The 21,963-nt window shown below is 66.0% G+C and carries 22 protein-coding genes; 13 read left to right on the plus strand and 9 right to left on the minus strand.

The window, feature by feature from the left end:
* Positions 1 to 18 precede the first annotated feature (18 nt).
* The 8 genes from rseP to L2Y96_RS16985 all read left to right on the plus strand — a co-directional run bounded on the left by rseP (position 19) and on the right by L2Y96_RS16985 (position 8,637).
* Positions 19 to 1,362 carry an RIP metalloprotease RseP gene (gene rseP / locus L2Y96_RS16950; protein WP_247328508.1) on the plus strand — a complete coding sequence of 448 codons (1,344 nt, stop codon included), beginning with the start codon at positions 19 to 21 and terminating at the stop codon, positions 1,360 to 1,362.
* A gap of 141 nt (positions 1,363 to 1,503) precedes the next feature.
* Complete coding sequence (bamA, locus tag L2Y96_RS16955) at positions 1,504 to 3,930, plus strand: outer membrane protein assembly factor BamA (RefSeq protein ID WP_247328510.1); 2,427 nt, start codon at positions 1,504 to 1,506, stop codon at positions 3,928 to 3,930.
* Between the two features lie 78 nt (positions 3,931 to 4,008).
* On the plus strand, positions 4,009 to 5,037 hold the full coding sequence (lpxD, locus tag L2Y96_RS16960; protein ID WP_247328511.1) for a UDP-3-O-(3-hydroxymyristoyl)glucosamine N-acyltransferase: 1,029 nt from the start codon (positions 4,009 to 4,011) through the stop codon (positions 5,035 to 5,037).
* On the plus strand, positions 5,034 to 5,507 hold the full coding sequence (fabZ, locus tag L2Y96_RS16965; RefSeq protein ID WP_247328513.1) for a 3-hydroxyacyl-ACP dehydratase FabZ: 474 nt from the start codon (positions 5,034 to 5,036) through the stop codon (positions 5,505 to 5,507). Before lpxD ends, fabZ begins: the two co-directional genes overlap by 4 nt.
* Positions 5,504 to 6,277 carry an acyl-ACP--UDP-N-acetylglucosamine O-acyltransferase gene (gene lpxA / locus L2Y96_RS16970; protein WP_247328514.1) on the plus strand — a complete coding sequence of 258 codons (774 nt, stop codon included), beginning with the start codon at positions 5,504 to 5,506 and terminating at the stop codon, positions 6,275 to 6,277. The genes fabZ and lpxA overlap by 4 nt, the downstream gene beginning before the upstream one ends.
* Positions 6,278 to 6,282: 5 nt before the next feature.
* On the plus strand, positions 6,283 to 7,497 hold the full coding sequence (lpxB, locus tag L2Y96_RS16975; protein WP_247328516.1) for a lipid-A-disaccharide synthase: 1,215 nt from the start codon (positions 6,283 to 6,285) through the stop codon (positions 7,495 to 7,497).
* A 4-nt stretch (positions 7,498 to 7,501) separates the two neighbouring features.
* Positions 7,502 to 8,155, plus strand: coding sequence for a ribonuclease HII (gene rnhB / locus L2Y96_RS16980; RefSeq protein ID WP_247328518.1), 654 nt, complete (start codon positions 7,502 to 7,504; stop codon positions 8,153 to 8,155).
* A 116-nt stretch (positions 8,156 to 8,271) separates the two neighbouring features.
* Positions 8,272 to 8,637, plus strand: coding sequence for a hypothetical protein (locus L2Y96_RS16985; protein ID WP_247328520.1), 366 nt, complete (start codon positions 8,272 to 8,274; stop codon positions 8,635 to 8,637).
* A gap of 60 nt (positions 8,638 to 8,697) precedes the next feature.
* Here the strand turns inward: L2Y96_RS16985 and L2Y96_RS16990 are convergent, their stop codons facing one another.
* The 5 genes from L2Y96_RS16990 to moaA are packed head-to-tail and all read right to left on the minus strand — an operon-like array spanning position 8,698 to position 12,592.
* The gene (locus L2Y96_RS16990) at positions 8,698 to 9,888 is read right to left on the minus strand and encodes a molybdopterin molybdotransferase MoeA (RefSeq protein ID WP_247328522.1); all 1,191 of its coding nucleotides are present in this window, start codon (positions 9,886 to 9,888) and stop codon (positions 8,698 to 8,700) included.
* Complete coding sequence (gene moaCB / locus L2Y96_RS16995) at positions 9,888 to 10,826, minus strand: bifunctional molybdenum cofactor biosynthesis protein MoaC/MoaB (protein WP_247328524.1); 939 nt, start codon at positions 10,824 to 10,826, stop codon at positions 9,888 to 9,890. The genes L2Y96_RS16990 and moaCB overlap by 1 nt, the downstream gene beginning before the upstream one ends.
* The gene (locus tag L2Y96_RS17000) at positions 10,823 to 11,308 is read right to left on the minus strand and encodes a molybdenum cofactor biosynthesis protein MoaE (RefSeq protein WP_247328526.1); all 486 of its coding nucleotides are present in this window, start codon (positions 11,306 to 11,308) and stop codon (positions 10,823 to 10,825) included. Before L2Y96_RS17000 ends, moaCB begins: the two co-directional genes overlap by 4 nt.
* Positions 11,309 to 11,311: 3 nt before the next feature.
* Complete coding sequence (locus L2Y96_RS17005; RefSeq protein WP_247328529.1) at positions 11,312 to 11,563, minus strand: MoaD/ThiS family protein; 252 nt, start codon at positions 11,561 to 11,563, stop codon at positions 11,312 to 11,314.
* Positions 11,564 to 11,581: 18 nt separating this feature from the next.
* Entirely contained in the window at positions 11,582 to 12,592 is a 1,011-nt protein-coding gene (moaA, locus tag L2Y96_RS17010) for a GTP 3',8-cyclase MoaA (RefSeq protein WP_247328531.1), read from the minus strand.
* A gap of 187 nt (positions 12,593 to 12,779) precedes the next feature.
* Here moaA and L2Y96_RS17015 point away from each other — a divergent pair, with 187 nt between their 5' ends.
* From L2Y96_RS17015 to L2Y96_RS17035, 5 genes are all read left to right on the plus strand, one after another.
* Positions 12,780 to 13,184, plus strand: coding sequence for an HU family DNA-binding protein (locus tag L2Y96_RS17015; protein ID WP_247328533.1), 405 nt, complete (start codon positions 12,780 to 12,782; stop codon positions 13,182 to 13,184).
* 1,096 nt (positions 13,185 to 14,280) lie between these two features.
* Positions 14,281 to 14,667 (plus strand): BlaI/MecI/CopY family transcriptional regulator, encoded by a 387-nt coding sequence (locus L2Y96_RS17020; RefSeq protein ID WP_247328535.1) that lies wholly within the window; start codon positions 14,281 to 14,283, stop codon positions 14,665 to 14,667.
* A 2-nt stretch (positions 14,668 to 14,669) separates the two neighbouring features.
* Entirely contained in the window at positions 14,670 to 16,607 is a 1,938-nt protein-coding gene (locus tag L2Y96_RS22980) for a M56 family metallopeptidase (RefSeq protein WP_283248849.1), read from the plus strand.
* Positions 16,608 to 16,668: 61 nt separating this feature from the next.
* Positions 16,669 to 17,364, plus strand: coding sequence for an HAD-IA family hydrolase (locus L2Y96_RS17030; protein ID WP_247328537.1), 696 nt, complete (start codon positions 16,669 to 16,671; stop codon positions 17,362 to 17,364).
* On the plus strand, positions 17,355 to 18,098 hold the full coding sequence (locus tag L2Y96_RS17035; protein WP_247328539.1) for a CDP-alcohol phosphatidyltransferase family protein: 744 nt from the start codon (positions 17,355 to 17,357) through the stop codon (positions 18,096 to 18,098). The genes L2Y96_RS17030 and L2Y96_RS17035 overlap by 10 nt, the downstream gene beginning before the upstream one ends.
* 6 nt (positions 18,099 to 18,104) lie before the next feature.
* Here the strand turns inward: L2Y96_RS17035 and L2Y96_RS17040 are convergent, their stop codons facing one another.
* The 4 genes from L2Y96_RS17040 to L2Y96_RS17055 form a co-directional block, all read right to left on the minus strand.
* Positions 18,105 to 19,541 (minus strand): sulfite reductase subunit alpha, encoded by a 1,437-nt coding sequence (locus L2Y96_RS17040; protein WP_247328541.1) that lies wholly within the window; start codon positions 19,539 to 19,541, stop codon positions 18,105 to 18,107.
* Positions 19,538 to 20,521, minus strand: a complete 984-nt coding sequence (locus L2Y96_RS17045) for an FAD:protein FMN transferase (RefSeq protein ID WP_425492434.1) — start codon at positions 20,519 to 20,521, stop codon at positions 19,538 to 19,540. The genes L2Y96_RS17040 and L2Y96_RS17045 overlap by 4 nt, the downstream gene beginning before the upstream one ends.
* A 104-nt stretch (positions 20,522 to 20,625) precedes the next feature.
* Positions 20,626 to 21,435 (minus strand): DUF4198 domain-containing protein, encoded by an 810-nt coding sequence (locus L2Y96_RS17050; protein WP_247328545.1) that lies wholly within the window; start codon positions 21,433 to 21,435, stop codon positions 20,626 to 20,628.
* Positions 21,436 to 21,447: 12 nt separating this feature from the next.
* Complete coding sequence (locus L2Y96_RS17055) at positions 21,448 to 21,957, minus strand: DUF2271 domain-containing protein (RefSeq protein ID WP_247328547.1); 510 nt, start codon at positions 21,955 to 21,957, stop codon at positions 21,448 to 21,450.
* Positions 21,958 to 21,963: the final 6 nt, after the last annotated feature.

Genomic DNA, 21,963 nt, shown 5'->3' on the forward strand with positions numbered 1-21,963 from the left:
CGAGACCCGCCCCCTCAGATGAGCCCATTCCTCGGTTCCGTGTTCTGGCTGCTGGTGACGCTTGGCGTCCTGGTGACCTTCCACGAATTCGGCCACTACTGGGTCGCGCGCCGCTGTGGCGTGCGCGTCCTGCGCTTTTCGGTGGGCTTTGGCCGGCCGCTGTGGCGTCGCGTCGCGAAAGACGGCACCGAATACCAGATCGCCGCCATCCCGCTCGGCGGCTATGTGAAGATGCTGGACGCCCGCGAAGGCGACGTACCCGAGAGCGAGCGCGCCGAAGAATTCACCGGCAAATCCGTGTGGAAGCGCATCGCCATCGTCGCCGCCGGCCCGGTCTTCAACCTCGTGTTCACCATCGTGGCCTTCTGGGCCATGTATATGGTCGGCCGCCCGGACGTGGCCCCGATCATCGCGGCCACCCCGGGTTCCCCGGCCGCCGTGGCGGGCATCCACCCGGGCGATCGCCTGCTGGCCGTCGACGGCACGGCGGTATCGACCTGGAGCGATGCCACCGACGTGCTGTTCAACGGCCTGCTCGGTAACGAGCCGGTGCCGGTGCACGTGCGCGGCACCGATGGCAGCGAACGTAACGTCGTGCTCCCCGTGCAGAACCTGGCGTTTGGCGACGCCGGCAAGCGGTTCCGCGAACTGGGCCTCGACCTCGAATCCCCGCCCGCCATCATTGATCAGGTCGTGCCCGGCGATCCCGCCGCACTCGCTGGCCTGCACCCGGGCGACCGCATCACCACGGTCAACGGCCAGGCCGTCGACGATTTCTCCGGCTTCACCAAGCTCGTCCAGGCGCAGGCGGCCACATCGCCCAAGCTGGCCCTGGGTATCGAGCGCGATGGCAAAGCCTCCACGCTGGACGTGACCGCCCGCATGGCCTCCGAGCAGGGCCAGCCGACCCGTTGGCTCGTCGGCATCGCCGGCAAGCCCCTGGAAGTCGCCACCCTGCGCTATGGCCCGGTGCGTGCGTTCACCGAGTCCCTGCACTCGACGTGGTCGGGTGCCACGTCCACCCTCGGCATGATCGGCAAGATGCTCTCGGGACAGGCCTCGGCCAAGAACATCTCGGGCGTCATTGGCATCGCGCAGGTGGCCAACAGCGCGGCCAACCAGGGCCTGGGCTGGTTCCTCAACTTCCTGGCGCTGGTATCGCTGAGTCTTGCGATCTTGAACCTGCTGCCGATCCCCGTCTTGGACGGGGGACACCTGCTGTATTACCTTATTGAGTTGGTCAAAGGCAGCCCGGTCAGCGAACGCACCATGATCGCCGGCCAGTATGTTGGGCTCGCTCTGCTGTTTACGTTGATGGGGTTGGCGTTTTTCAACGACATCCAGCGCATGCTCGTCTCGTGACGGGGGCGCACCTCTCTTTTCCCGGCCTCGGGGGCTCACGCGCCCGCGGCCAGACGATGCCGGGCATGAGTCCGGCACGTGCTCCTCTTCGGTCACCGGCCTCGTCCGCCGGTGGCTGGAATTAACCCATTGGAATCGACGATGAAGCGTATCGCCGCCCTGATCCTGCTTGCCTCCCTGTCCGCCAATGCGCTTGCCTTCGAGCCGTTTGTCGTTTCCGATATCCGTATCGATGGCCTGACCCGCATTGCGCAAGGCACGGTGCTGAGCTACCTGCCGATCGAGAAGGGCGACACCCTCAGCGATGACAAGGCCCAGGCCGCCATCCGCGCCCTCTACCAGACCAAGTTCTTCAGCGATGTCGAAGTCGAGCGCGAAGGCGACATCCTGGTCATCAAGGTGGTCGAGCGCCCGGCTATCGCCAAGCTCACACTGCGCGGCAACAAGGACATCAAGGAAGACGACCTGCGCAAGGGCCTGAAGGAGATCGGCCTGGCCGAGGGCGAAACCTTCGACCGTCTCTCGCTCGACCGCGTGCAGCAGGAACTGATCCGCCAGTACTACAACCGCGGCAAGTACAACGTTTCCGTCGATCCGCACGTGACCCAGCTCGATCGCAACCGAGTTGCCGTGGATATCGAAATCCGCGAAGGCAAGGCCGCCAAGATCAAGGAAATCAACGTCGTCGGCAACAAGGCGTTCACGGACAAGGAAATCCGCGACGGCTTTGAATCGAATACCTCCAACTGGCTGTCCTGGTACTCCAAGGACGACCAGTATTCGCGCGAGAAGCTCTCGGGCGATCTGGAAAAGCTCAGCAATTACTACATGAACCGCGGCTACGCCGATTTCGGCATCGATTCCACGCAGGTGGCGATCAGCCCGGACAAGCGCGCCATGTACGTCGATGCCAGCGTGAAGGAAGGCGAGGTCTATACCGTCTCCGACGTGAAGCTGCTCGGTGAGCTGATCCTGCCGGAAGAGACCCTGCGCAAGCTGGTCTATATCCACAAGGGCGACACCTTCAACCGCGCCGCCATCGAAGCGTCGAGCGATGCGATCAAGGCGATCCTCGCCAACATCGGCTACGCGTTCGCCAAGGTCACCCCGGTGCCGAAGCTGGACAAGGATAAGCGCACCGCCGACCTCACCCTGTTCATCGAACCGGGCAAGCGCGTGTACGTGCGCCGCGTCGTCTTCCAAGGCAATACCCGCACGGAAGACGAGGTGATGCGTCGCGAAATGCGCCAGCTCGAAGGCGCGTGGTACTCGCAGGGCGCCATCGATCGTTCGAAGACCCGTCTGCAGCGCCTCGGCTTCTTCAAGACGGTCGACATCGACAAGCAGCTGGTCCCGGGCACCGTCGACCAGGTGGACCTCACCGCCAAGGTGGAAGAGCAGTCCGCGGGCTCGCTCATGTTCGGCGTGGGTTACTCGCAGTACTCCGGCATCATCCTGTCGGCGTCGGTGTCGCAGAACAACTTCATGGGTACCGGTGACCGCTTCTCGATCGGCGCGGAAACCAGCACGTACTACAAGCGCGTCAACGCGAGCTACGTGAACCCGTACCTCACCGATTCGGGCATCTCGCTGGGTTACAACCTCGGCTACAGCAAGCTCGATTACGGCGATACCGATCTGGCGAACTACACGTACAGCACCAAGTCGTTCGAAACGACGCTGTCGTTCCCGATCACCGACTTCGATTCGCTGTCGACCAGCTTGGGTATCAGCTCGAACCTGATCAACAGCTCGTACTACACGCCGCGCCAGCTGGTGGCCTACCAGGATGCCCTGGGCAACAAGACGATCCATTCGTGGACGTCGAGCCTGGGTTACACCCACGATACGCGTAACAGCTACTGGGCACCGACCCGCGGTGGCCAGCTCTCGCTGTCGATCTCGGGTGCCCTGCCCGGTTCCACCGTGCAGTACTACAAGATCTTCGGCGAAGCCAACCATTACTGGCCGATCGGCAAGGGCTTCGTGCTCTACCTCGATGGCCAGGTCGGTTACGGCAAGACGTACGGCCAGACCTACGACCACGACGGCTACGGCACCAACGCCGATGGCTCGCCGAACTTCAACGACGTCATCTACAAGAAGGGCGACAAGGTCGCGTTCCCGTTCTGGGAGAACTACTACGCCGGTGGTGTGCGCGACGTCCGCGGCTTCCAGGACAACACCCTGGGTCCCCGCCTGTGCGACGGCGGCAGCCTCAGCTCCACGCCGGACAAGAAGAACCAGTGCTCGGGCGGCTATTACAGCTACGGCCAGCCGGTCGGTGGCGCGTTCAAGACCCTCGGTACCGCGCAGGTCTTCCTGCCGCTGCCGTTCCTGAAGGATGTGAACACCGCCCGCGTGTCGTGGTTCGTCGACGTCGGTAACGTCTACGAGAGCTACTCCACGTTCAAGGCCAGCGAGCTGCGTGCCTCCACCGGTCTCTCGCTGCAGTGGCAGGCGCCGATCGGCCCGCTGATCATCAACTTCGCGGTGCCGTTCCGTAAGCAGGCCGGCGACAACCGCTTCGTCGAACGCATCCAGTTCACCTTCGGCAACCAGTTCTAAAAATCGCACTGTTTGTACAATCCCGGGGTGGCAGGTCTAAAAACCTTGCCACCCCTTTTCTTTCTGGGAGTCCCCCCCGTGAGCGGCAACCCCCACTACACCCTCGCCGAACTGGCTGAACGCTTCGGCCTGGATGCGCATGGCGACCCGGCCACGACCGTGGACGGCGTCGGTACCCTGGCCGCGGCCACGCCGTCCCAGTTCACCTTCCTGTCCAACCCGAAGTACACCTCGCAGCTGGCGGAGACCCAGGCCGGCATCGTCGTGCTCAACGCGGATGCCCTGCCCCTGCGCCAGGGTGCGGCCCTCGTCGCGAAGGACCCGTACGTGGCCTACGCGAAGATCGCCGCCCTGTTCGACGTGATGGGCGATGCCCCGCGCGGGATCCACGCCAGTGCCGTGGTCGCGCCCTCGGCGCGCATCCACGCGACAGCCAGCATCGGCCCCTGCTGCGTCGTCGAGGACGGCGCGGTGGTGGAAGAAGGCGCCATCCTCGGCCCGCATTGCACGATCGGCCCAGGCTGCGTCGTGGGCGCCCACTCGCGCCTCGTGGCACGCGTCACCCTGGTGATCCGGGTCACGCTGGGCAAGCGCGTACTGGTCCACCCAGGCGCCGTCATCGGCTCCGATGGCTTCGGTCTCGCCTTCGACCGCGACCACTGGGTGAAACTGCCCCAGCTGGGCGGCGTGCGCATCGGTGACGATTGTGAAATCGGGGCCAATACCACGATCGACCGTGGTGCCCTGGAAGACACCGTGCTCGAGGAGGATGTCCGCCTCGATAACCAGATCCAGATCGCCCATAACGTGCACATCGGCGCCCATACGGCCATGGCAGGGTGCTCTGCGGTGGCTGGTAGTGCGAAAATCGGCCGCTACTGCCTGATCGGCGGTAATGCCGGGATCCTCGGCCACCTCGAAGTGGCCGACCGGGTTACCATCACGGCCAAGAGCCTGGTCACGGCATCCATCCGGGAGCCAGGCGAATATTCGTCAGGCTCCCCGCTGCAGGAAAACCGTCAATGGCGGCGTAATGCGGCGCGAATGAAACACCTAGACGAGTTTGCGCGCCGCCTTTCGGCGCTGGAAAAGGATAAAGGGCAATGACCGATACGAATGCTGCCGTGAAGCTCCCGGTGGGTGTCGAAGAGATCCAGCGGCTGCTGCCGCACCGCTACCCGTTCCTGCTGGTGGACCGGGTGACGGAGATCGACCCGGGCAAGACCATCACGGCGATCAAGAACGTCACGATCAACGAGCCGTTCTTCCAGGGTCATTTCCCCGGCCATCCGGTGATGCCGGGCGTGCTCATCGTCGAAGCCATGGCGCAGACCGCAGGCCTGCTCACCCAGATCACCAGCCAGATGGATGGTGCCGCCGGCAGCCCGCTGTTCTACCTCGTGAAGGTCGATAACGCGCGCTTCTCCGCCGTGGTCTCGCCGGGCGACCAGCTGGTGATGACGGTCTCGCTGAAGCGCCTCATTCGCGGCATGGGCCTGTTCGAAGCCAAGGCCCTCGTCGATGGCAACGTCGTCGCCTGCTGCGAACTGATGTGCGCCGCGAGGAACGACAAATGATCCACCCGACCGCGCAGATCGATCCGTCCGCGCGGATCGCGGATAACGTCAGCATCGGTGCGTACAGCATCATCGGTGCCGACGTGGTCATCGGCGAAGGCACCAGCATCGGCCCGCACGTCGTGATCGAGGGCCCTACGGTCATCGGCCGCGATAACCGCATCCTGCAGTTCGCCTCCATCGGTGGGCCGCCGCAGGACAAGAAATGGCAGGGCGAGCGTACCGAGGTCATCATCGGCGACCGCAACCTCATCCGCGAATTCGTCACGATCAACCGCGGCACCGGCGACGGTGGCGGCATTACGCGTGTCGGCAACGACAACTGGCTGCTGGCCTACGTGCACATTGCGCACGATTGCCAGGTGGGCAACCACATCGTGTTTTCGAACTACTCGGCACTGGCTGGCCACGCCGAAATCGGCGACTGGACGATCATGTCGGGCTATTCGGGCGTGCACCAGTTCTGCAAGGTGGGTGCGCATGCGTTCATCGGCATGGGCTGCCTGGTGGGTTCCGACGTGCCGCCGTTCGTCATGATGGCCAACGAAACCCGTGGCCGCCCGCGTGGCATCAATAGCGAAGGCCTGAAGCGCCGCGGTTTCGATACCGCCCGCATCGCCTCGATCAAGCGCGCCTACCGCACCCTCTACATGGCGGGCCTCCCGCTGGCCGAGGCGCGCGAGCAACTGGTGACGCTGGCTGAAACCAGCGAAGACGTGCGCCAGATGCTCGAGTTCCTCGATCGCAGCGAGCGCTCGCTCGCTCGTTGACGGCCGTGGCTGACGCACCCGTCATCGCCCTGATCGCCGGAGAAGACTCCGGCGATCAGCTCGGCGCCGATCTCCTCGATGCCCTGCGCGCCCGCTACCCGCACGCCCGTTTCGTCGGTATCGGTGGCCGCCGCATGATGGCGCGCGGTTTCGAGTCGTGGTTCGACATCCGCGAGTTGTCCGTCATGGGCTTCGCTGAGGTCGTGAAGCATCTGCCGCGCCTGCTCAAGCTGCGCAAGGCACTTGTCCAGCGCCTGCTGGCCACACGGCCCGATGTCACCATCGGCATCGATGCACCCGATTTCAACCTGGGCGTGGAGCGCAAGCTGAAGGCGGCCGGGTTGCGCACCGTGCATTACGTTAGCCCGTCCGTGTGGGCCTGGCGCGAGAAGCGCGCGGAAAAAATCGGCCAGTCGGCGGATCGCGTGCTCTGCCTGTTCCCGATGGAACCGCCGATTTACGCGAAGCACGGCGTCGACGCCCGCTTCGTTGGCCATCCGCTGGCGGATACGTTCCCGATGGTGTCCGACCGCGCTGGCGCACGCGATGCGCTGGGGCTGCCGCATAACGCGCCGGTCCTGGCTGTCCTGCCGGGCAGCCGACCCAGCGAGATTGAGCGCATTGGCGCCATCTTCATCGAGGCGGCCAGACAGGTGGCGGCCGCCATGCCCGAACTTCGCATCGTGGTGCCCGCCGCCAACGAACGCGTGCACGCGCGACTTGGCGAGCTGCTGAAAGGCTTCCCCGGTACCCCGCCGCTGCTCACCGATGGGCATTCGCATGAGGCCATGCTCGCGGCGGATACCGTGTTGCTTGCGTCCGGCACCGCAACGTTGGAAGCCATGCTTGCAAAGCGCCCCATGGTGGTCGGTTACCGCGTATCGCCCACGAGCTACCGGATCGCCAGGGTGCTGAAGATGCTGAAGACCGACGTCTACAGCCTGCCCAACATCCTGGCCCGGGCCTGCGGCCTTGGCCGCAATCTGCTCGTGCCGGAATACATGCAGGACGATTGCACGCCCGCGAACCTGGCATCGGCCACGCTTGAGATGCTTGGCGATAGCGAGCGCCGCGGTGCCATCGTGGCCGCCTTTGAATTCCTGCACCAGGAACTGCGTGGCGGCCTCGAAGGACATGCCGCCGACCATGCGGCGGACGCTATCGCAGACTTCGTGACCACACCCGCGGCGGCCGTCGCGGCGGCCCCCGCACAGAGCTGATCGCATGCCGCGCAAACCCAACGTCACGCGCCAGCTCGGCAGCGAGTACGTCATTGCCGGTGTCGACGAAGCCGGGCGTGGCCCGCTTGCGGGGCCGGTGGTCGTGGCGGCGGTCATCCTCGATCCGGCCCGGGTCATCCGCGGCCTCAACGATTCCAAGCAGCTCGACGAAGCCACCCGGGAAAAGCTGTTCGACCGGATCGTCGAGCGCGCGCTGGCCTTCAGCGTCGTGTTCGTCGAGCGCGAAGAGATCGACACCATCAATATCTTCCAGGCCACGATGGCGGGGATGACCCGTGCGCTCATGGGGCTTTCGCTAGCACCCACCATGGCGCTGGTGGACGGTAACCGGCTCCCGCGCACCCTGCCCTGTACCGGCCGCGCCGTGATCGGCGGCGATGCGACGGAACCCGCCATCAGCGCGGCGTCCATCCTGGCCAAGGTCAGTCGCGACCGCCACATGAAGGCGCTGGACCTGCTGCATCCGGGCTACGGCTTCGCGAAGCACAAGGGTTATGGCGTGCCCGAACACCTCCAGGCCCTGGACCGCCTGGGCCCCTGCGATGCCCACCGGCGCAGCTTCTCGCCGGTCAAGCGCTGGTTCGAGCCGGAAGGCCCCGGTGAGCCCGTCGCCGACCTTTTTGCGGCAGTAACCTGAACGAGCTCTGCCGCTTTGGCATAAAAACCTAAAGTCCCCCACGAGCCGGCCGATAGCCCAGCTAACGCCCCCCACATGCCCGGGCGTCCGCTTTAGCCATCGAAACAGGGACTACCATGAAGAAGATCGCCATCGCCGCCGTGCTGATGCTCGCCGCCCCGCTGTCCGCGCAGGCTGCGTGCGCCGCCAAGGATTTCACCATCGACGGTTTCGCCGTGAAGCTGCAGCAGGGCTCGGGCCAGCCGCGCTTCAGCATGAAGGGCAACCTCGTGAACAAGTGCAGCGAAGCCGCTGCCGCACAGGTCCGCATCGATGCGAAGGACGCCTCGGGCAAGGTCATCGCCAGCAAGCAGGGCTGGCCGGCCGGTACCTCCAACATCGATCCGGGCAAGAGCGTCGATTTCGACCTCGGCCGCCTGTTCCGCTACTCGCCGGAAATGTCGGACTACACGGTCGTCGTTTCGGACGTGAAGGCCTGGTAATTCACCAGGACATGTAGGGGCGGGCTTGCGCGCAAGCGCGCCCCTACAGATTCGCAGCCGTCAAAGCGTGATCCAGGCCACTTTGTCGCCCGCCTGGAACGCGGTTTCGCGCGACGGCAGCCACACCAGCGCATGCGCAGATGCGAGGTTGCTGAGCATGTGCGAGTCCTGCAGCGGTAGCAGCGAAAGCCGGGCCACGGCGTCGGCCATGTCCAGGCGCATCCGCACGAGCCGGTCACGCTCGCTATCGGCCTCCACGCTGCCTTCCAGCACACCCTGCCGCCAGGCGGGCTGGATGGCCGTCTCGCCTTCCAGATGGCCGAGCACGGCCCGCGCATGCACCGCCAGGCAGACCAGTACCGCCGCAGGGTTGCCCGGCATACCCAGCAGTACCTTCCCCTCGCGCACCCCAAACCACAGCGGTTTGCCCGGTTTCTGCGCCACTTTCCAGAACACCTGGCGAACGCCCAGGCGGTCGGCGACCGCTGGCACGTAGTCACGATCCCCCACCGAGACACCCCCGCTGGTGACGACGAAATCCGCGCTATCAAGCGCGGCGCTCATCGATTCCTCCAGCGCGGCCTCGTCATCCGGTACGTAGGCGATCACGGGTTCACCGTAGCCGTGTTCCACGAACCACGCCCGTAACAGCGGGCCGTTCGCGTCGTAGACCTTGGCATCGGCAAGGGTTTCACCGACTTTCACCACTTCATCGCCCGTGACAAGTACGGCCACGCGCGGGCGGCGGCGCACATCGACTTCCGCGATGCCCGCCATGGCCAGCGCCGCGAGAAGGCCTGCCGTGACGCGTTGGCCGGCCTGGGCGATCTCCGCTCCCTCGAGCAGCTCCTCGCCCTCGTAGCGCACGCCCTCGCCAGCCCTGACGGTGTCACGCAGGGATATCTCGTCGCCGTCGCGATCGACGATTTCCTGCCGCGCGATCGCGTCGGCGCCCTCGGGCAGCATGCCGCCCGTATAGATCCGAACCGCCTGGCCCTGGCGCACCGCGACGTTCGCGGGCTCGCCCGCCGCCGACAAGCCCACCAGCATGCGCGGCCGCCCGCCGTCCTGGCTGCGGATGGCGTATCCATCGAGGGCGCTCTGGGTGAAACGCGGCAACGCGATGCGCGCGCGCGGTGACTCGGCCAGGACGGCCCCGAGGGCCAGTTCCACGGGCACGCGCTGCGTCCCCAGCGGCTTGACGTGTTCACGGTAGCGGGCAAAGGCCTCGCCCACTGGCAACAACGCCATCAGCTTGCCTCCCCGTAGCCGCCGGGATGTTTGCCACCGGTACGGCCGGTCTCCAGCAGATGGACCACGCCGGGCAGCGTCGCCGCGAGCGACTCGCTGGCGCCGCCGCGGCTCCCGGGGAAGGTCAGGATGAGGGTGTCACCCGCGTAGCCTGCCACGCCGCGCGAGAGCATCGCGAACGGCATACGCTGCTGGCCGAACGCGCGGGCGGTTTCCATGATTCCCGGGATCTCGACATCGAGCATCGGCTTCACGGTATCCACGGTGATATCGCGTGGGCCCAGACCCGTGCCGCCGACGGTGATCACCAGTTCGACCTTGCGCTCGCGCAACGTACGCAGCGCACCGCCCAGCACGTGCGCGTCGTCGGGCAGCACTGTGTACTCAATGGGAGCGAACCCCGCCGCCTCGAGCGCATCCCGCACGAAGGTGCCAGCGGTATCCGGCTTGGCGCCGCTCGCCACGGTATCGGAAAGCACTACCACGGCTGCGCTGCGTGGTGCGGCCAGGGTGCGGCGGTAATGCGACTTGCCGCCAAGCTTGCGCTCGAGGCGGCAGTCCTCGATATGCAGCTCGTCGGGCTCGGCGTAGGGCTTGAGCATGTCGTAGAGCGTCAGCGCGGCCAGGCTGGCGGCCGTGAGCGCTTCCATTTCAACGCCCGTCGGGCCAATCGTCTGCACTTCCGCGATGATCCGCACCGAGGTATCGGCCAGTTCGTATTCGACCTCGGCGCGATGGATGGGCAGTGGGTGGCAAAGCGGAATCAGTTCGTCGGTGCGCTTGGCGGCGAGGATCCCGGCGACCCGCGCCGTCTTCAGGGGATCGCCCTTCTCGGTCTCGCCGCTGCGCAGGAGCGCGATGCAATGCGCCGGCGCGTGGAGCGTGGCTGTCGCGCGGGCGACGCGCTTTGAGTCGGGTTTCTGGCTAACGTCTTTCATCCGTGGCTCGCATGCGAAGTGTGGCGGTGCGGGCGCGGCGCGCCATCGTCCAGGTCGTCGCGGATGCAACAGCCCTCGACGAAGGCGCTGCTGCCATCGCTGTAGAACTCTTCCTTCCAGATCGGCGCGGTGTGCTTCACGGCATCGACGGCATGGCGGCATGCTTCGAACGCTTCCGCACGGTGCGGCGCACGTACCACGCAGACAATCGCGATATCGCCAATGGCCAGGTCACCCAGGCGGTGCACGATGCGCACATAGGGCACCCCAAAGCGCTGGCGTGTTTCTTCCTCGACGCCGCGAATCACTTTTTCGGCGAGCCCCTCGTGCGCCGTATAGGCAAGATGCTGCACGGCGCGGCCTTCGTGGTGGTTGCGCACCGTACCGACGAACAGCGCCAGGCCACCGCATTCGGCGTGCGCGTCCAGTTCAAGCAGGGGCTCCACCGTGACCGGTGCGTGCGACAGGACAGGATGCGTCATGGCTTAGCCCCCTGCGACCGGCGGTAAAAGAGCGATACGTCCATCCGTGGGTAAGGCGTCCGCGCGGCGCACGATGGTATCGCCCGTCACGCAAGCGCACCGGTCAAGTGACGCGGCCAGTTCGGGCCGTTCGCGCCCCAGCTGTGCCACGGCATCGCCGACCGTCAGCAGGCCGTCGGCCGCGCCAAGGCGATACTCCCGTGCGCCGGCCAGCCGCTCCAGGTTGGCATAGAGTTCAAACACGATCGGGGTCATGGGGTCTCTCGGGTGGGTTCAGCCGCCCATCGCATGCATGGTGATCGGGCGTTCAACGGGGCCTGGGCGTGAAGCATAGCCCGCATCCTTCAACCACACGGCGCGACGCACGATCGCCTCCAGGGTGGCATCGTCGGCGCCTTCGCGCAGGCGCGTGCCCAGGGGCGTGCCCACGGGCGAAAACAGGCAGGTGAAAAGCTCACCCGTGGCCGTCAGGCGCAGGCGGTCGCAGCTGGCGCAGAACGGGTGCGATACGGTGGAGATGATGCCGAGCGGATAGCGTCCATCGACCTGGTAAGGCGACGCAGGGTCGCTACTCCGCGCCAGGGTCTCCACGCGATGGTGCACGCCGATCGCGGCGAGCATCTCCGCCTCGCTCATCACGGCATCCCGGCGCCAGTGCCCCGGAGCATCGAGGGGCATGTATTCAATGAAACGCAGCGGCAGGCCCTGGGCCATGGCCCATTCGAGCAGAGGCACGATCTCGCCGTCATTATCGCCACGCACCACCACCGCATTGAGCTTTACCGAAGCGCCCGCATCGGCCAGCGCGCGAATCCCATCCAGCACGGGCGCCACCTCGCGCTTCGTCAACTGGCGGAACACCACCGGATCGACGGCATCGAGGCTCACGTTGAAATCGTCGATACCCGCGGCGACCAGGGTGCGCGCGAGCGGGGCGATGCGCGAGGCATTGGTCGTCATGGAAAGACGGCGCAACCCGCGCTCGCGCAAGCCCTGCATGGCACTGACGCACTCCACCAGATCGCGCCGCAGCAAGGGTTCACCGCCCGTCAGGCGGATCTGGTCAATGCCCTGGTCGACGAACAGGCCGGCCAGCCGCAGGATCTCGCCGCGATCGAGCAGGCTCGCGCGGGGCAGCCAATCCGGATGCTCCGGCATGCAATAGGTACAGCGAAAGTTGCAGCGGTCGGTCAGCGAGATCCGCAGCTTGCGCTTGGTACGGCCGTGGCTGTCGGTGAGTGGGGACATGGTGCCTAAGGTATGCCACATCGGGTCAGACTTCATGTACGGAAGGCTTCCGGGGGCGAATTTTCCGCACCGCGTCACGCGAACCCTGAAAAAAAGGTGCATCGAATGCGAAAAATCTTCGCCGACCCTATTTTCAGCGGACGAAAGCAACGTTAGAGTGAGTCGCCCGCTGGGCACCGGCCTTCAAGGGCCGCCTCTTTCGATCTAAGTGACAAGGAATATCATGGCCACGACCAAAAAACCGGCGGCAAAGAAGGCCGCTGCCAAGGCTCCTGCCAAGGCTGCCAAGGTTGCCAAGGCACCTGCCGCGCTGAAGCCGATCAAGGATCCGCTTTCGAAGTCTTCGCTCGTCTCGCACATCGTCGAGCAGAGCGGTGTGGAGTCGAAGAGCGTGAAGGCCGTCCTGGCCTCGCTCGAAGCCGCGATCAGCGCTTCGGTCCACAAGAAGGGCGCTGGCACGTTCACGCTGCCGGGCCTGCTGAAGATCACCTCGGTCGCCGTGGCTGCCAAGCCGAAGCGCAAGGGTAAGGATCCGTTCACGGGTGAAGAGCGCTGGTTCGCAGCCAAGCCCGCCTCGGTCAAGGTCAAGGTTCGTCCGCTCAAGAAGCTTAAGGACGCGGCCGCCTGATCTTTCGCGGTGGCTTAGCGCCATCGCGGATCGACGAGGTACCCGAAAACCCTCGCCCACGCGGCGGGGGTTTTTTTTGTCTGCGTTTCGAGACGGCTCGCCTTCGGCTTCGCGTTGCTCGGCTTTGCCATCGCGTTTGCGCTCGGACGTCTCCGGAAAGAGCCCTTGGCGCCCACCCTCGCTGCTCAGACAAGTCTCCAACGTTCGAAAGGGATGCCCCTCCGGGGCCATGTACTTATTGCCCTACGGGCGCGAACCGGCGTGCGGACGGGGGTTTGAAACTCGCCTTCCATGGCTCGGTTTCAAACGACCGGCCATCCATGGCCGGCCCCGCCGGCGGCGGCTGTTCCCGTCCGCCCACCTCGTCTCCGACAACTCGCCTCGAGGGTGGGCACCAAGGCCTCTCGGACACACTGAGGTTGATCGGTCGGAAAGCCACCGCCTGACACCGCAACCGCAATCGTAGGAGCCCACCCTGTGGGCGACATCTTTCGCCGCAACGCTCAGGCCCTGTCGTCCGGCACGATCGATCAAGAGCCGGACGCCGCAAGATCCGGAAGGTACCGCGAACGGCGTCGCCCACAGGGTGGGCTCCTACAGAAACGCCGCGGGCGTGTTGGTGGGTTTGTACCTCGGGCGACAAGGTCTGCCGCCACGACCGTGGTGCTGGCTCTCCCATCACACGCCCTCAGTGTCTCGGAGAGCCCTCGGCGCCCACCCTCGAGGCGAGTTTCGCAGGCGAGGCAGCCGGGCGGGAACCGCCCCGCAGGGGGGACGGCCATGGATGGCCGTTCCTTTTCGACGAGACAGGGACGTCTCGTCGAAAAGCCCCGCCCGGCTGCCGGTTCGCGCCCGTAGGGCAATAAGTACATTTGCCCCGGAGGGGCACTCCCTTTCGAACGACGAGGACCTGTCTGAGCAGCGAGGGTGGGCGCCGAGGGCTCTCCTGCGACCACGTCCGAGCGCTAACGCGATGGCCAAAGGCCGAGCCAGCCCAACGCGATGCCGAAGGCGAGCCGTCACACCGTGCCACAAGTCACTTGACGACAGATGTAGTCAGGCGCATTCTGCTTACATCTGTAGTCAGGAGCGTGGCATGGCGAAGAAGACGATTGGCGACCAGGAACTCGCCTTGCTGCAGTACATCGAAGAAGCGCCGAAGAGCTCGGTTGCCGAGGTGTGCGCCGGGTATGGCGAAGCGCGGGGGCTCGCGCGGTCCACCGTGCTCACCATGATGGAACGGCTCCGTGCCAAGGGTTATCTCGCCCGGCGCAAAGCCGAAGGCAGTTACCGCTACAGCGTCACCGGCGAATCCGGCGAGGTCATGACCGGCGCCGTTGCCCGCTTTGTCGAACGCACCCTCCAGGGCTCCGTATCCCCCTTCGTCGCCTGGATGGCCGAACGCGGCCAGGTCAGCGACAGCGAGCTCGCCGAACTCGAAGCCCTTGTCGGGCAACTGCAATCCAAGCGCAAGGGACGCTAACCATGGATGCCTTCCTCGATACGCTCTTCACCCGGCTCGCCGCCGCGTCGCTGCAGACCCTGCTCTTCGCGGCCTTCATCTGGGCGCTTTGCCGCTTCCTTCCCACACTGAGTGCCGCGACGCGCTCGTGGATGTGGTGGCTTGTCGGTGCACAAATGGTCGTCGGCCTGTGCCTGCCCGGCAGCATCGAACTGCCGCTGCTCCCCGCACCTGCTCCCACGGTCATCGTATCCGGTGATCCCTCGATGCCGGTGCTCATGAGCATCACCGACATGCCCGCATCCGAGCCCCTCGCCACGTGGTCGTGGTCGTGGGCTACGGGGTTGCTCGCGGCATGGGCCGTGCTCGTCGCCGCGCAGATCATCATCGGCATCGTTCGCTGGCGCCGCATCGCGGGGCTCGCCGCGCGTGCCCTTCCGCATGACGACGTACGCCTGGAAACCCTCTGCGCCCAGCGCGCCCGTGCGCTCGGCCTGCGCCGCTCACCCCGCCTGGCGGTATCGGCTGAGGTTGATTCGCCGCAGGTCGTGGGTTTGTGGCGGCCGACCATCCTGCTCCCGCTCGACGACACGCTGGGCGATGACGAGCGCGAGATGGCGCTGATGCATGAACTAGCCCACGTGCGCCGCGGCGACCTGTTCCTTGGCGGTATCCCCGCTCTCGCCCGCACGCTGTTCTTCTTCCACCCAGCGGCACATATGGCCGTCCGCGAATACGCCCTGTGCCGCGAAGCGGCGTGCGATGCGCTGGCGGTTGATCGTGGCCGCCTGGCTGCCGGCTCTTATGGCCGGTTGCTGCTCCGTCTCGGTGTTACGCCGCATCCGCACCACGCGCTGCCTGGCGCATCCCCCACCTTCCGCATCCTGAAACGGAGGCTCGACATGCTTGGCCAATCCCAGGACGCGCGTCCACGCGTCGTCACCACGCTCCTCGTCGCTTCGCTCGCCCTTGCCGCCGCCCTGCCCTGGCGCGTCGTTGCCGCCGCCTCCCAGGTTGATACACCGACGACCGTGCCGGCGGCTTCGCCCGCAGCAGCGGCTTCGCCCGCCGTGGCAGCCTCACCTGCCGCAGCGGCAGCTCCCGCGCCCTCAGCCAACGCGGCGGCTGCGGCGAGCCCCGCTGCGCCTGCGGTCGCCACGATCGTCGACAAGAAGGCGTTACAGCCCGTGGCGCCAGTGGCCCGCGCGACGGCCATGGCGAATCCCGCTCCGCCCGCAGTCGCTGTCATCGTGGACAAGAAGGTGTTGGAGCCCGTGCCGCCGGCTCCGCCTGCGCCGATGGCCCCGATGGCACCCATGGCGAGGATGACCCCGCCCGCGCCGCCGCCGTCACCGGCCGCGCCCAAGGCACCGGCCGCGCCTGCCGCACCGCCTGCCGCTCCCGCACCACCGGCGCCTGAGGACGACGGCATACACGCGTCGTACAGCACGATCGAAGATCACGGTGGCCACCATTCGCAGTCGATCAACGAGCGCAATGGGTACGTCACGGTAGCCAATGAGCAGGGTCGGTGGGAATTGCACGATCCGGTCTACCTGGCACGCATTCGCGCCATCTACCAGAACAGTTTCAAGCACGGCCCCGCACCCTTGCAGGAACCGATCGATCCGAAACGCGAAGCCGAACTGGATCGCCGTCAGGCACTGCTCGAAGAGCAGATGGCCAAGCTTTCCGAACGCCAGACCGAACTGGCGCAGACGGAAGGACGCTCCGGCCATGCGGGTGACCCCGCATACGGTAGGGCGCATGCGGAGATCGGCCGCGAACAGGGCGAAATTGGCCGCCAGATGGGCGAAGTGGCCAGCGAGCGTGCCATGCACGGCCGCACCCAGGCTGAATGGAACAGGGAGATCGCCGAGCAGGCACGCAAGGCCAATGAGCAGGTGGAAGCGGTGCTCGCCGACGCCCGCCGTAACCACGCGCTGACCAAGGTCGACTGACGCGCGCGCTGCGCTCCGGTATCGTGAGGGGCTTACCGCACCTGTTGCGGCGCCCCTTTCGATGCCCCGGAGGCAACATGCAGCTCGAACCTGCCTGGTCATCGACACCGAGGCCCTGCTCTTCGACATGGACGGCACGCTGATCGATTCGCGCGTCGTCGTCGAAAAAATCTGGAAACGCTGGTGCGATGAGGTCGGCCTCGACTGGCACTACGTGTTGCCACGCCTGCATGGCGTGCGCATGTACGATTCCATCAAGGAATTCGCGCCATTGGCGGGCCAGGATGTCGACGAGGTCTATAAGCGCCTCTACGACGAAGAGGTCAACGATGTGGAAGGCATCGTGCCAATTCCCGGCGCGCTGGAGCTCCTGGCCGCGCTTCCGGCAGACCGCTGGACCATCGTCACCTCCGCCGACACCGTGCTCGCCAGGGCGCGCCTGAAGGCCGCAGGCATCGTGCCCCCGCCGCGCATGGTCACCGGCGAAATCGTCACGAACGGCAAGCCCGATCCGGAAGGTTACCGCCTGGGTGCCGAGCGCCAGGGTGCCGCACCCGCCGATTGCCTGGTTTTCGAGGACGCCAGGGCAGGTATTGAAGCCGGGCTGGCGGCAGGCGCGCGCGTCATCGCCATTGCGGATGCCCATTCGTTCGAGGTACCGGGTAACGTGGGGCGCATCGCGGACCTCACCGCGCTACGCTATGACGGCATCCACGACGGCAAGGTCCGCCTCACGGTAGTCGCGCCATGCACCTGAAGCTACGCGCCCCCTACGAAAACCTGGTGACCGCAGCGAACTTCATCACGCTGTGCTCGCTCACCTGCGCGATCCTCATCATCAGCCGCGCCCTCTCCGGTGAACTCGCCTACCTGGGTACGCTGTTCATCGCCTGCCTGGTATGCGACGGCGCCGACGGCTTCGTCGCGCGCAAGACCGGCTCGTCCAGCGATCTCGGCACGCAGCTCGATAGCCTCTCCGACGCCATCGCGTTCGGCGTGGCCCCGGTCGTGGTCGTCGATACGTACCTGCGCTCGATCGGCGGTGAGGTGTTCCTGCCTGCGCAGATCGCTTTCTGCGCCTGCGCCGTCATGCGCCTGGCCATGTTCAATGTGCAGAAGGACAAATCGATCTTCCTGGGGCTGAACACGCCATCGGCAGCGTCGCTCGTGGTGCTGCTCATCGTCATCGGCCGCTACAGCGGCGCGACCTGGCCCGCGGAAACGATGCAGTACGTGATCAACGCGATGCTTTTCGTACTCGCGGCGTCGATGATCAGCCCGTTCCGTTACCTGAGCAGCAAGTCACTGAAGCTGCGCCTGAATGCCACGACGGTGGTCATCGGCGCGATCTTCGTGATCGGCTCGATCTGGGCCTCACCCTGGTCCGTCTACGCCTACCTCGTGGTGTATGCGCTTTCGGGGCCGCTCACGGCCATCTGGCTGGTGCTACGCCGCCTGCGCCGCCCACGCGCCCCGCGGTCGCCGCGCTAACCAGCGTCAGTACACGTCGCGGCGGTAGCGTCCCGCCGCGGCGATATCCTCAACCGCACGATCGCCGAGGATCTCGCGCAGCGCCGCGTCCACGCCGGGTGCCATGCCGGCCAGGCTGCCGCATACGTAGATCGTTGCGCCGTCCGCAACGAACTGGCGAACGGGCTCCGCCGCCGCACGCAGGCGATCCTGCACGTAGCGCGGGCCACGCACGTCGCGCGACCACACGAGGTCCAGCCGCTCAAGCTGCTCCGCGTCGCGCCACCTCTCGAGTTCATCGACATGCAGGCGATCAGCCTGTTCATGACGTTCGCCGAACAGCAACCAGTTCCGCAAGTGGCCACGTGCGATCCGCGCTTTCAGCAGCGCCCGCAAGCCGGCGATACCAGTGCCATTGCCCACCAGCAAGACAGGCCGTGCGTCCGCAGGGACGTGAAACCCTGCGTTACGGCGCACGCGGAGGTCGATCGCATCGCCTTCCGCGGCCAGCGCGGTGAGCCAGCCGGAGCCGCTGCCGAGCAAGCCATCGGCTCCCCGCTGTTGGCGTACGACAAGGTGCAACGAGCCGTCCGCCGGTAGCGAGGCGATCGAGTATTCACGGTGCGGCAGCACGTCCGCGTCGCCGCGGGCGCGCCGTGGCCCTATCTCCACCACGTCACCGGCTTCCCACGCGAGATGCGCCGGATCGTCGGGGGTAAGTGCAAGATGGAAACATGGCGCGCCCACGCTGCCAGGGTTCAGCAAGAGCCGCTCGCGCAGGCGCCAGGCCTGATAGGCCGGACGTTGCCAGTCGGGCTGTTCCGCCGCACCGGCAAGCTGGGTGACCTGGCGCTGCCAATGGCGTAGCGCGCCTTCGTCGCCATTATCGACCTCTATACGATCAAACCACGGTAACGCGCCACGCGCATGAAGCCAGCGGTCGAGGTCCCTGCCGAAGGCACAGAAATCCTCATAGTCGCGATCGCCGAGCGCCAGCACGGCGTACGTCAGGTGATGCAGGTCGGGAGCGGCTCGCATGACCTCGCGCTGGAACGCCATCGCGCCGTCCGGCGCGTCGCCTTCACCCGTCGTGCTGGCGATAAAAAGCGCGCGCGTGGCCGTTGCCAGATCACTCGCACCCAGCCCGGCCAGGTCGCGGACATCGACACGCACGCCGCCTTCGCGCAGCGCAGCGGCCGTCCGTTCGGCAAGCTCCGTCGCAAACCCGGTCTGTGACGCGTGCACCACAAGGATCCCGCCAACGTCATGCGGCAGATCATCGCGCCGACGCGGCCATGCCGCGCGAGCGGTCCAGCCGACCCACGCTGCGACGACGGCTGCCGCAGAAGCCATTTGCGCACCCGATCCCACGTGCAGGGAAGAAAAATCCTGCAGCCGGCCGGCGAGCAGCACGGCGAGCAGGAGCAGCGCGCCGATACCGCACTGGCCGAGCACGCTTTTCACCGCACCGCCCTCGCAAAGGCAGGCGACATGCGTTCCTCGAAGTGGCCATCATCCCGGTAGATCACGAAGCGCACGGCAAGCTCATGCGCCTTCGCATAGGCCATGCCTTCCTCCGGCCCCAGCACCGTCATCGTGGTACCCAGGGAATCGGCGTGCATGCAGTCGGCCGCCAGGATGCTCACCGTCGCGACCTTATGCGCCACGGGATACCCCGTGCGCGGATCGATATGATGCGAATAGAAGCGGCCACCGGTTTCGAAGAAGTGGCGGTAATCGCCGGAGGTGGCGATCGCCTTGTCGTCCAGCGACACGATGCGCCCGACTTCATCGACGTTATCCACCGCACCTGCCGCGGCGCCCGGGCGCTCGATACCGACATGCCACGGCGAACCATCCGGTTTGCGACCGTGCGCGCGCAGCTCACCGCCGACTTCCACCAGATAGGCTTTGACGCCCTGTGTATCGAGATAACGCGCGACCTGGTCGACGCCGAAGCCCTTGGCAACCGAGGACAGATCGACATACACGCCACCTGGCTGGAACGCACGGTGCGCCGCTTCATCGAGCTTGATGCGCTGCCAGCCGACGCGAGCGCGCGCTGCCGCGATCGTGGCCGCATCCGGCGCCTCATGCGGCCGCTTATCCGGGCCGAAGCCCCACAGGTTCACCAGCGGGCCGACGGTGGGGTCGTAAGCGCCGCCGGAATCCTTCGCCAGCGTCAGCGCGTAGCTGAGCACCTGATAGAACTCGGGTGGCAGCGTTTGCCAGGTACCCGCCGGCGCGCGATTGAAACGACTCAGGTCCGAATCCGGTTCGTAGGTGCTCATCTGCGCGACGACACGGTCCACCTCGGCCTGGATGCCGCGTTCAATTGCTGCATCATCGGCTTTCGGCGGCAACACGGCATTCACCGACCACGTCGTGCCCATGGTTTCGCCTTCGAACCGCCGGACATCCGTCGCAGAGGCCAGCATGGCCACGAACCACAAAAGCAGAGCAAACCCCCTGTAGGAGCGCGCTTGCGCGCGATAGGGTGTGCGGCAAGATCCATCGCGTGCAAGCACGCTCCTACAGGGGCGGTGCGTCACTGCGGCAGGACCTCGAGGGTGGCGGTGTAGGCCACGCGGCGCTGCTTCGCTTCCTTCACCGTCGTCTTGTTGTCTTCGCTGTTGGCGTTCACCCAGTACATACCGGGATCCTTGAACGTGAAGCTGAAGCGGCCATCCTTGTCGGTCTGCGTATCCTGCTCATCCTGCGCGTTGCGGTAGCGCGTGGCACCCGGGATGGCCGTGACCTTCAGGCCGGCGGCGGGCTTGCCGTCCAGCAGCAGCTGGAACGTGGCCTTTTCCCCGGTGACCAAGTCGTTCGGCTGGGTGACCGGCACGAGCTCAAGGCCCTTGCCCGTCGGCTTCAGCGCATCGCCACCCGGCTTGCCCTGGGTGACGAAGGTCTCGACGCGCGAGGCCATTTCGCTCACCTGCACGTTCTTCGCGTTGGCGGGGATGCCGGACTTCAGTTCATCGGCCTTGCCGCGCCAGCGCTTCTTCTGGCCATCGAGTTCGTAGTTGGCGAACAGGCCCTGGTTTACCAGCGCGATGCGGTACGTGCCCTTCTGCGGTACCGGCAGGTCGAATGCGCTACGCACCTTGCCGGTCCACGGATTCTCCGGCTTCACCTGGCTGCCGTCGGGCGCGGTGATCACGAGGTTATCCAGCTGCGCGGGAAAGTGGTCGGGGTAGTACAGATCGTTCGAGACGGCGGCGTCGAAGGTCACCAGCGCGTCATCGCTGGAGACGACGGTGCTGGACGGCACGATCCACATCTTGTGCGCCTGCGCGGCCAACGGCAGGACCAGCGCGGCGGCAAGCGCGGCGCGAACAAACAGCTGCTTCATGGGGAGCTCCAGTCAGGGATTAAGGTCGAGGGTGATCTGGCCGAGTTCGTCCGTACCCTTGGCGGCGAGGTGCGCGGGCACCTTCACCGGCCAGTCGAACGCGATCCGCTGCGTCTCGTGGCCACCGGTTTCGCGGGCGGCCTCGACGATCAGTTCGTAATGGCCCGGGGCGAGCGTGCCCAGCGGCGCCTTGCCATCGGTGAAGTGCAGCTGATGCTGCCCTGCAGGGCGCGTGGCGCCCGACACGCCATCGATGGGCATGCTCTGGTCGCGGCCGGTACGGCGCCACCACTGGCGCATGTCCTTCAGCCACTTCGTGCCTTCGCCGCTGGCCTTTTTCACGTCGTACCAGACGGCCAGGTTGGCCGCGACGCTGTGGTCTTCGCGCTCGATCCACACGGCAACGTAAGGCCGGTGGTATTCGGCCACCTTCAGCGTGGGAATCTCGACGGTGAGGTTCATGTCCGCCGCGGCCACGGGGGCAGCGAGGAAGCAGAGCGCAAGCGGAAGCAGCCTTCGCATGGCAAT

This window comes from Luteibacter aegosomaticola (assembly GCF_023078475.1).
Classification (GTDB): domain Bacteria; phylum Pseudomonadota; class Gammaproteobacteria; order Xanthomonadales; family Rhodanobacteraceae; genus Luteibacter; species Luteibacter aegosomaticola.

Coding starts and splice junctions, on each gene's coding strand:
- rseP (WP_247328508.1), top strand. CDS start 19: ATGAGCCCATTCCTCGGTTCCGTGTTCTGGCTGCTGGTGACGCTTGGC.
- bamA (WP_247328510.1), top strand. CDS start 1,504: ATGAAGCGTATCGCCGCCCTGATCCTGCTTGCCTCCCTGTCCGCCAAT.
- fabZ (WP_247328513.1), top strand. CDS start 5,034: ATGACCGATACGAATGCTGCCGTGAAGCTCCCGGTGGGTGTCGAAGAG.
- lpxA (WP_247328514.1), top strand. CDS start 5,504: ATGATCCACCCGACCGCGCAGATCGATCCGTCCGCGCGGATCGCGGAT.
- rnhB (WP_247328518.1), top strand. CDS start 7,502: ATGCCGCGCAAACCCAACGTCACGCGCCAGCTCGGCAGCGAGTACGTC.
- L2Y96_RS16985 (WP_247328520.1), top strand. CDS start 8,272: ATGAAGAAGATCGCCATCGCCGCCGTGCTGATGCTCGCCGCCCCGCTG.
- L2Y96_RS16990 (WP_247328522.1), bottom strand. CDS start 9,888: ATGGCGTTGTTGCCAGTGGGCGAGGCCTTTGCCCGCTACCGTGAACAC.
- moaCB (WP_247328524.1), bottom strand. CDS start 10,826: ATGAAAGACGTTAGCCAGAAACCCGACTCAAAGCGCGTCGCCCGCGCG.
- L2Y96_RS17000 (WP_247328526.1), bottom strand. CDS start 11,308: ATGACGCATCCTGTCCTGTCGCACGCACCGGTCACGGTGGAGCCCCTG.
- L2Y96_RS17005 (WP_247328529.1), bottom strand. CDS start 11,563: ATGACCCCGATCGTGTTTGAACTCTATGCCAACCTGGAGCGGCTGGCC.
- moaA (WP_247328531.1), bottom strand. CDS start 12,592: ATGAAGTCTGACCCGATGTGGCATACCTTAGGCACCATGTCCCCACTC.
- L2Y96_RS17015 (WP_247328533.1), top strand. CDS start 12,780: ATGGCCACGACCAAAAAACCGGCGGCAAAGAAGGCCGCTGCCAAGGCT.
- L2Y96_RS17020 (WP_247328535.1), top strand. CDS start 14,281: ATGGCGAAGAAGACGATTGGCGACCAGGAACTCGCCTTGCTGCAGTAC.
- L2Y96_RS22980 (WP_283248849.1), top strand. CDS start 14,670: ATGGATGCCTTCCTCGATACGCTCTTCACCCGGCTCGCCGCCGCGTCG.
- L2Y96_RS17030 (WP_247328537.1), top strand. CDS start 16,669: ATGCCCCGGAGGCAACATGCAGCTCGAACCTGCCTGGTCATCGACACC.
- L2Y96_RS17035 (WP_247328539.1), top strand. CDS start 17,355: ATGCACCTGAAGCTACGCGCCCCCTACGAAAACCTGGTGACCGCAGCG.
- L2Y96_RS17050 (WP_247328545.1), bottom strand. CDS start 21,435: ATGAAGCAGCTGTTTGTTCGCGCCGCGCTTGCCGCCGCGCTGGTCCTG.
- L2Y96_RS17055 (WP_247328547.1), bottom strand. CDS start 21,957: ATGCGAAGGCTGCTTCCGCTTGCGCTCTGCTTCCTCGCTGCCCCCGTG.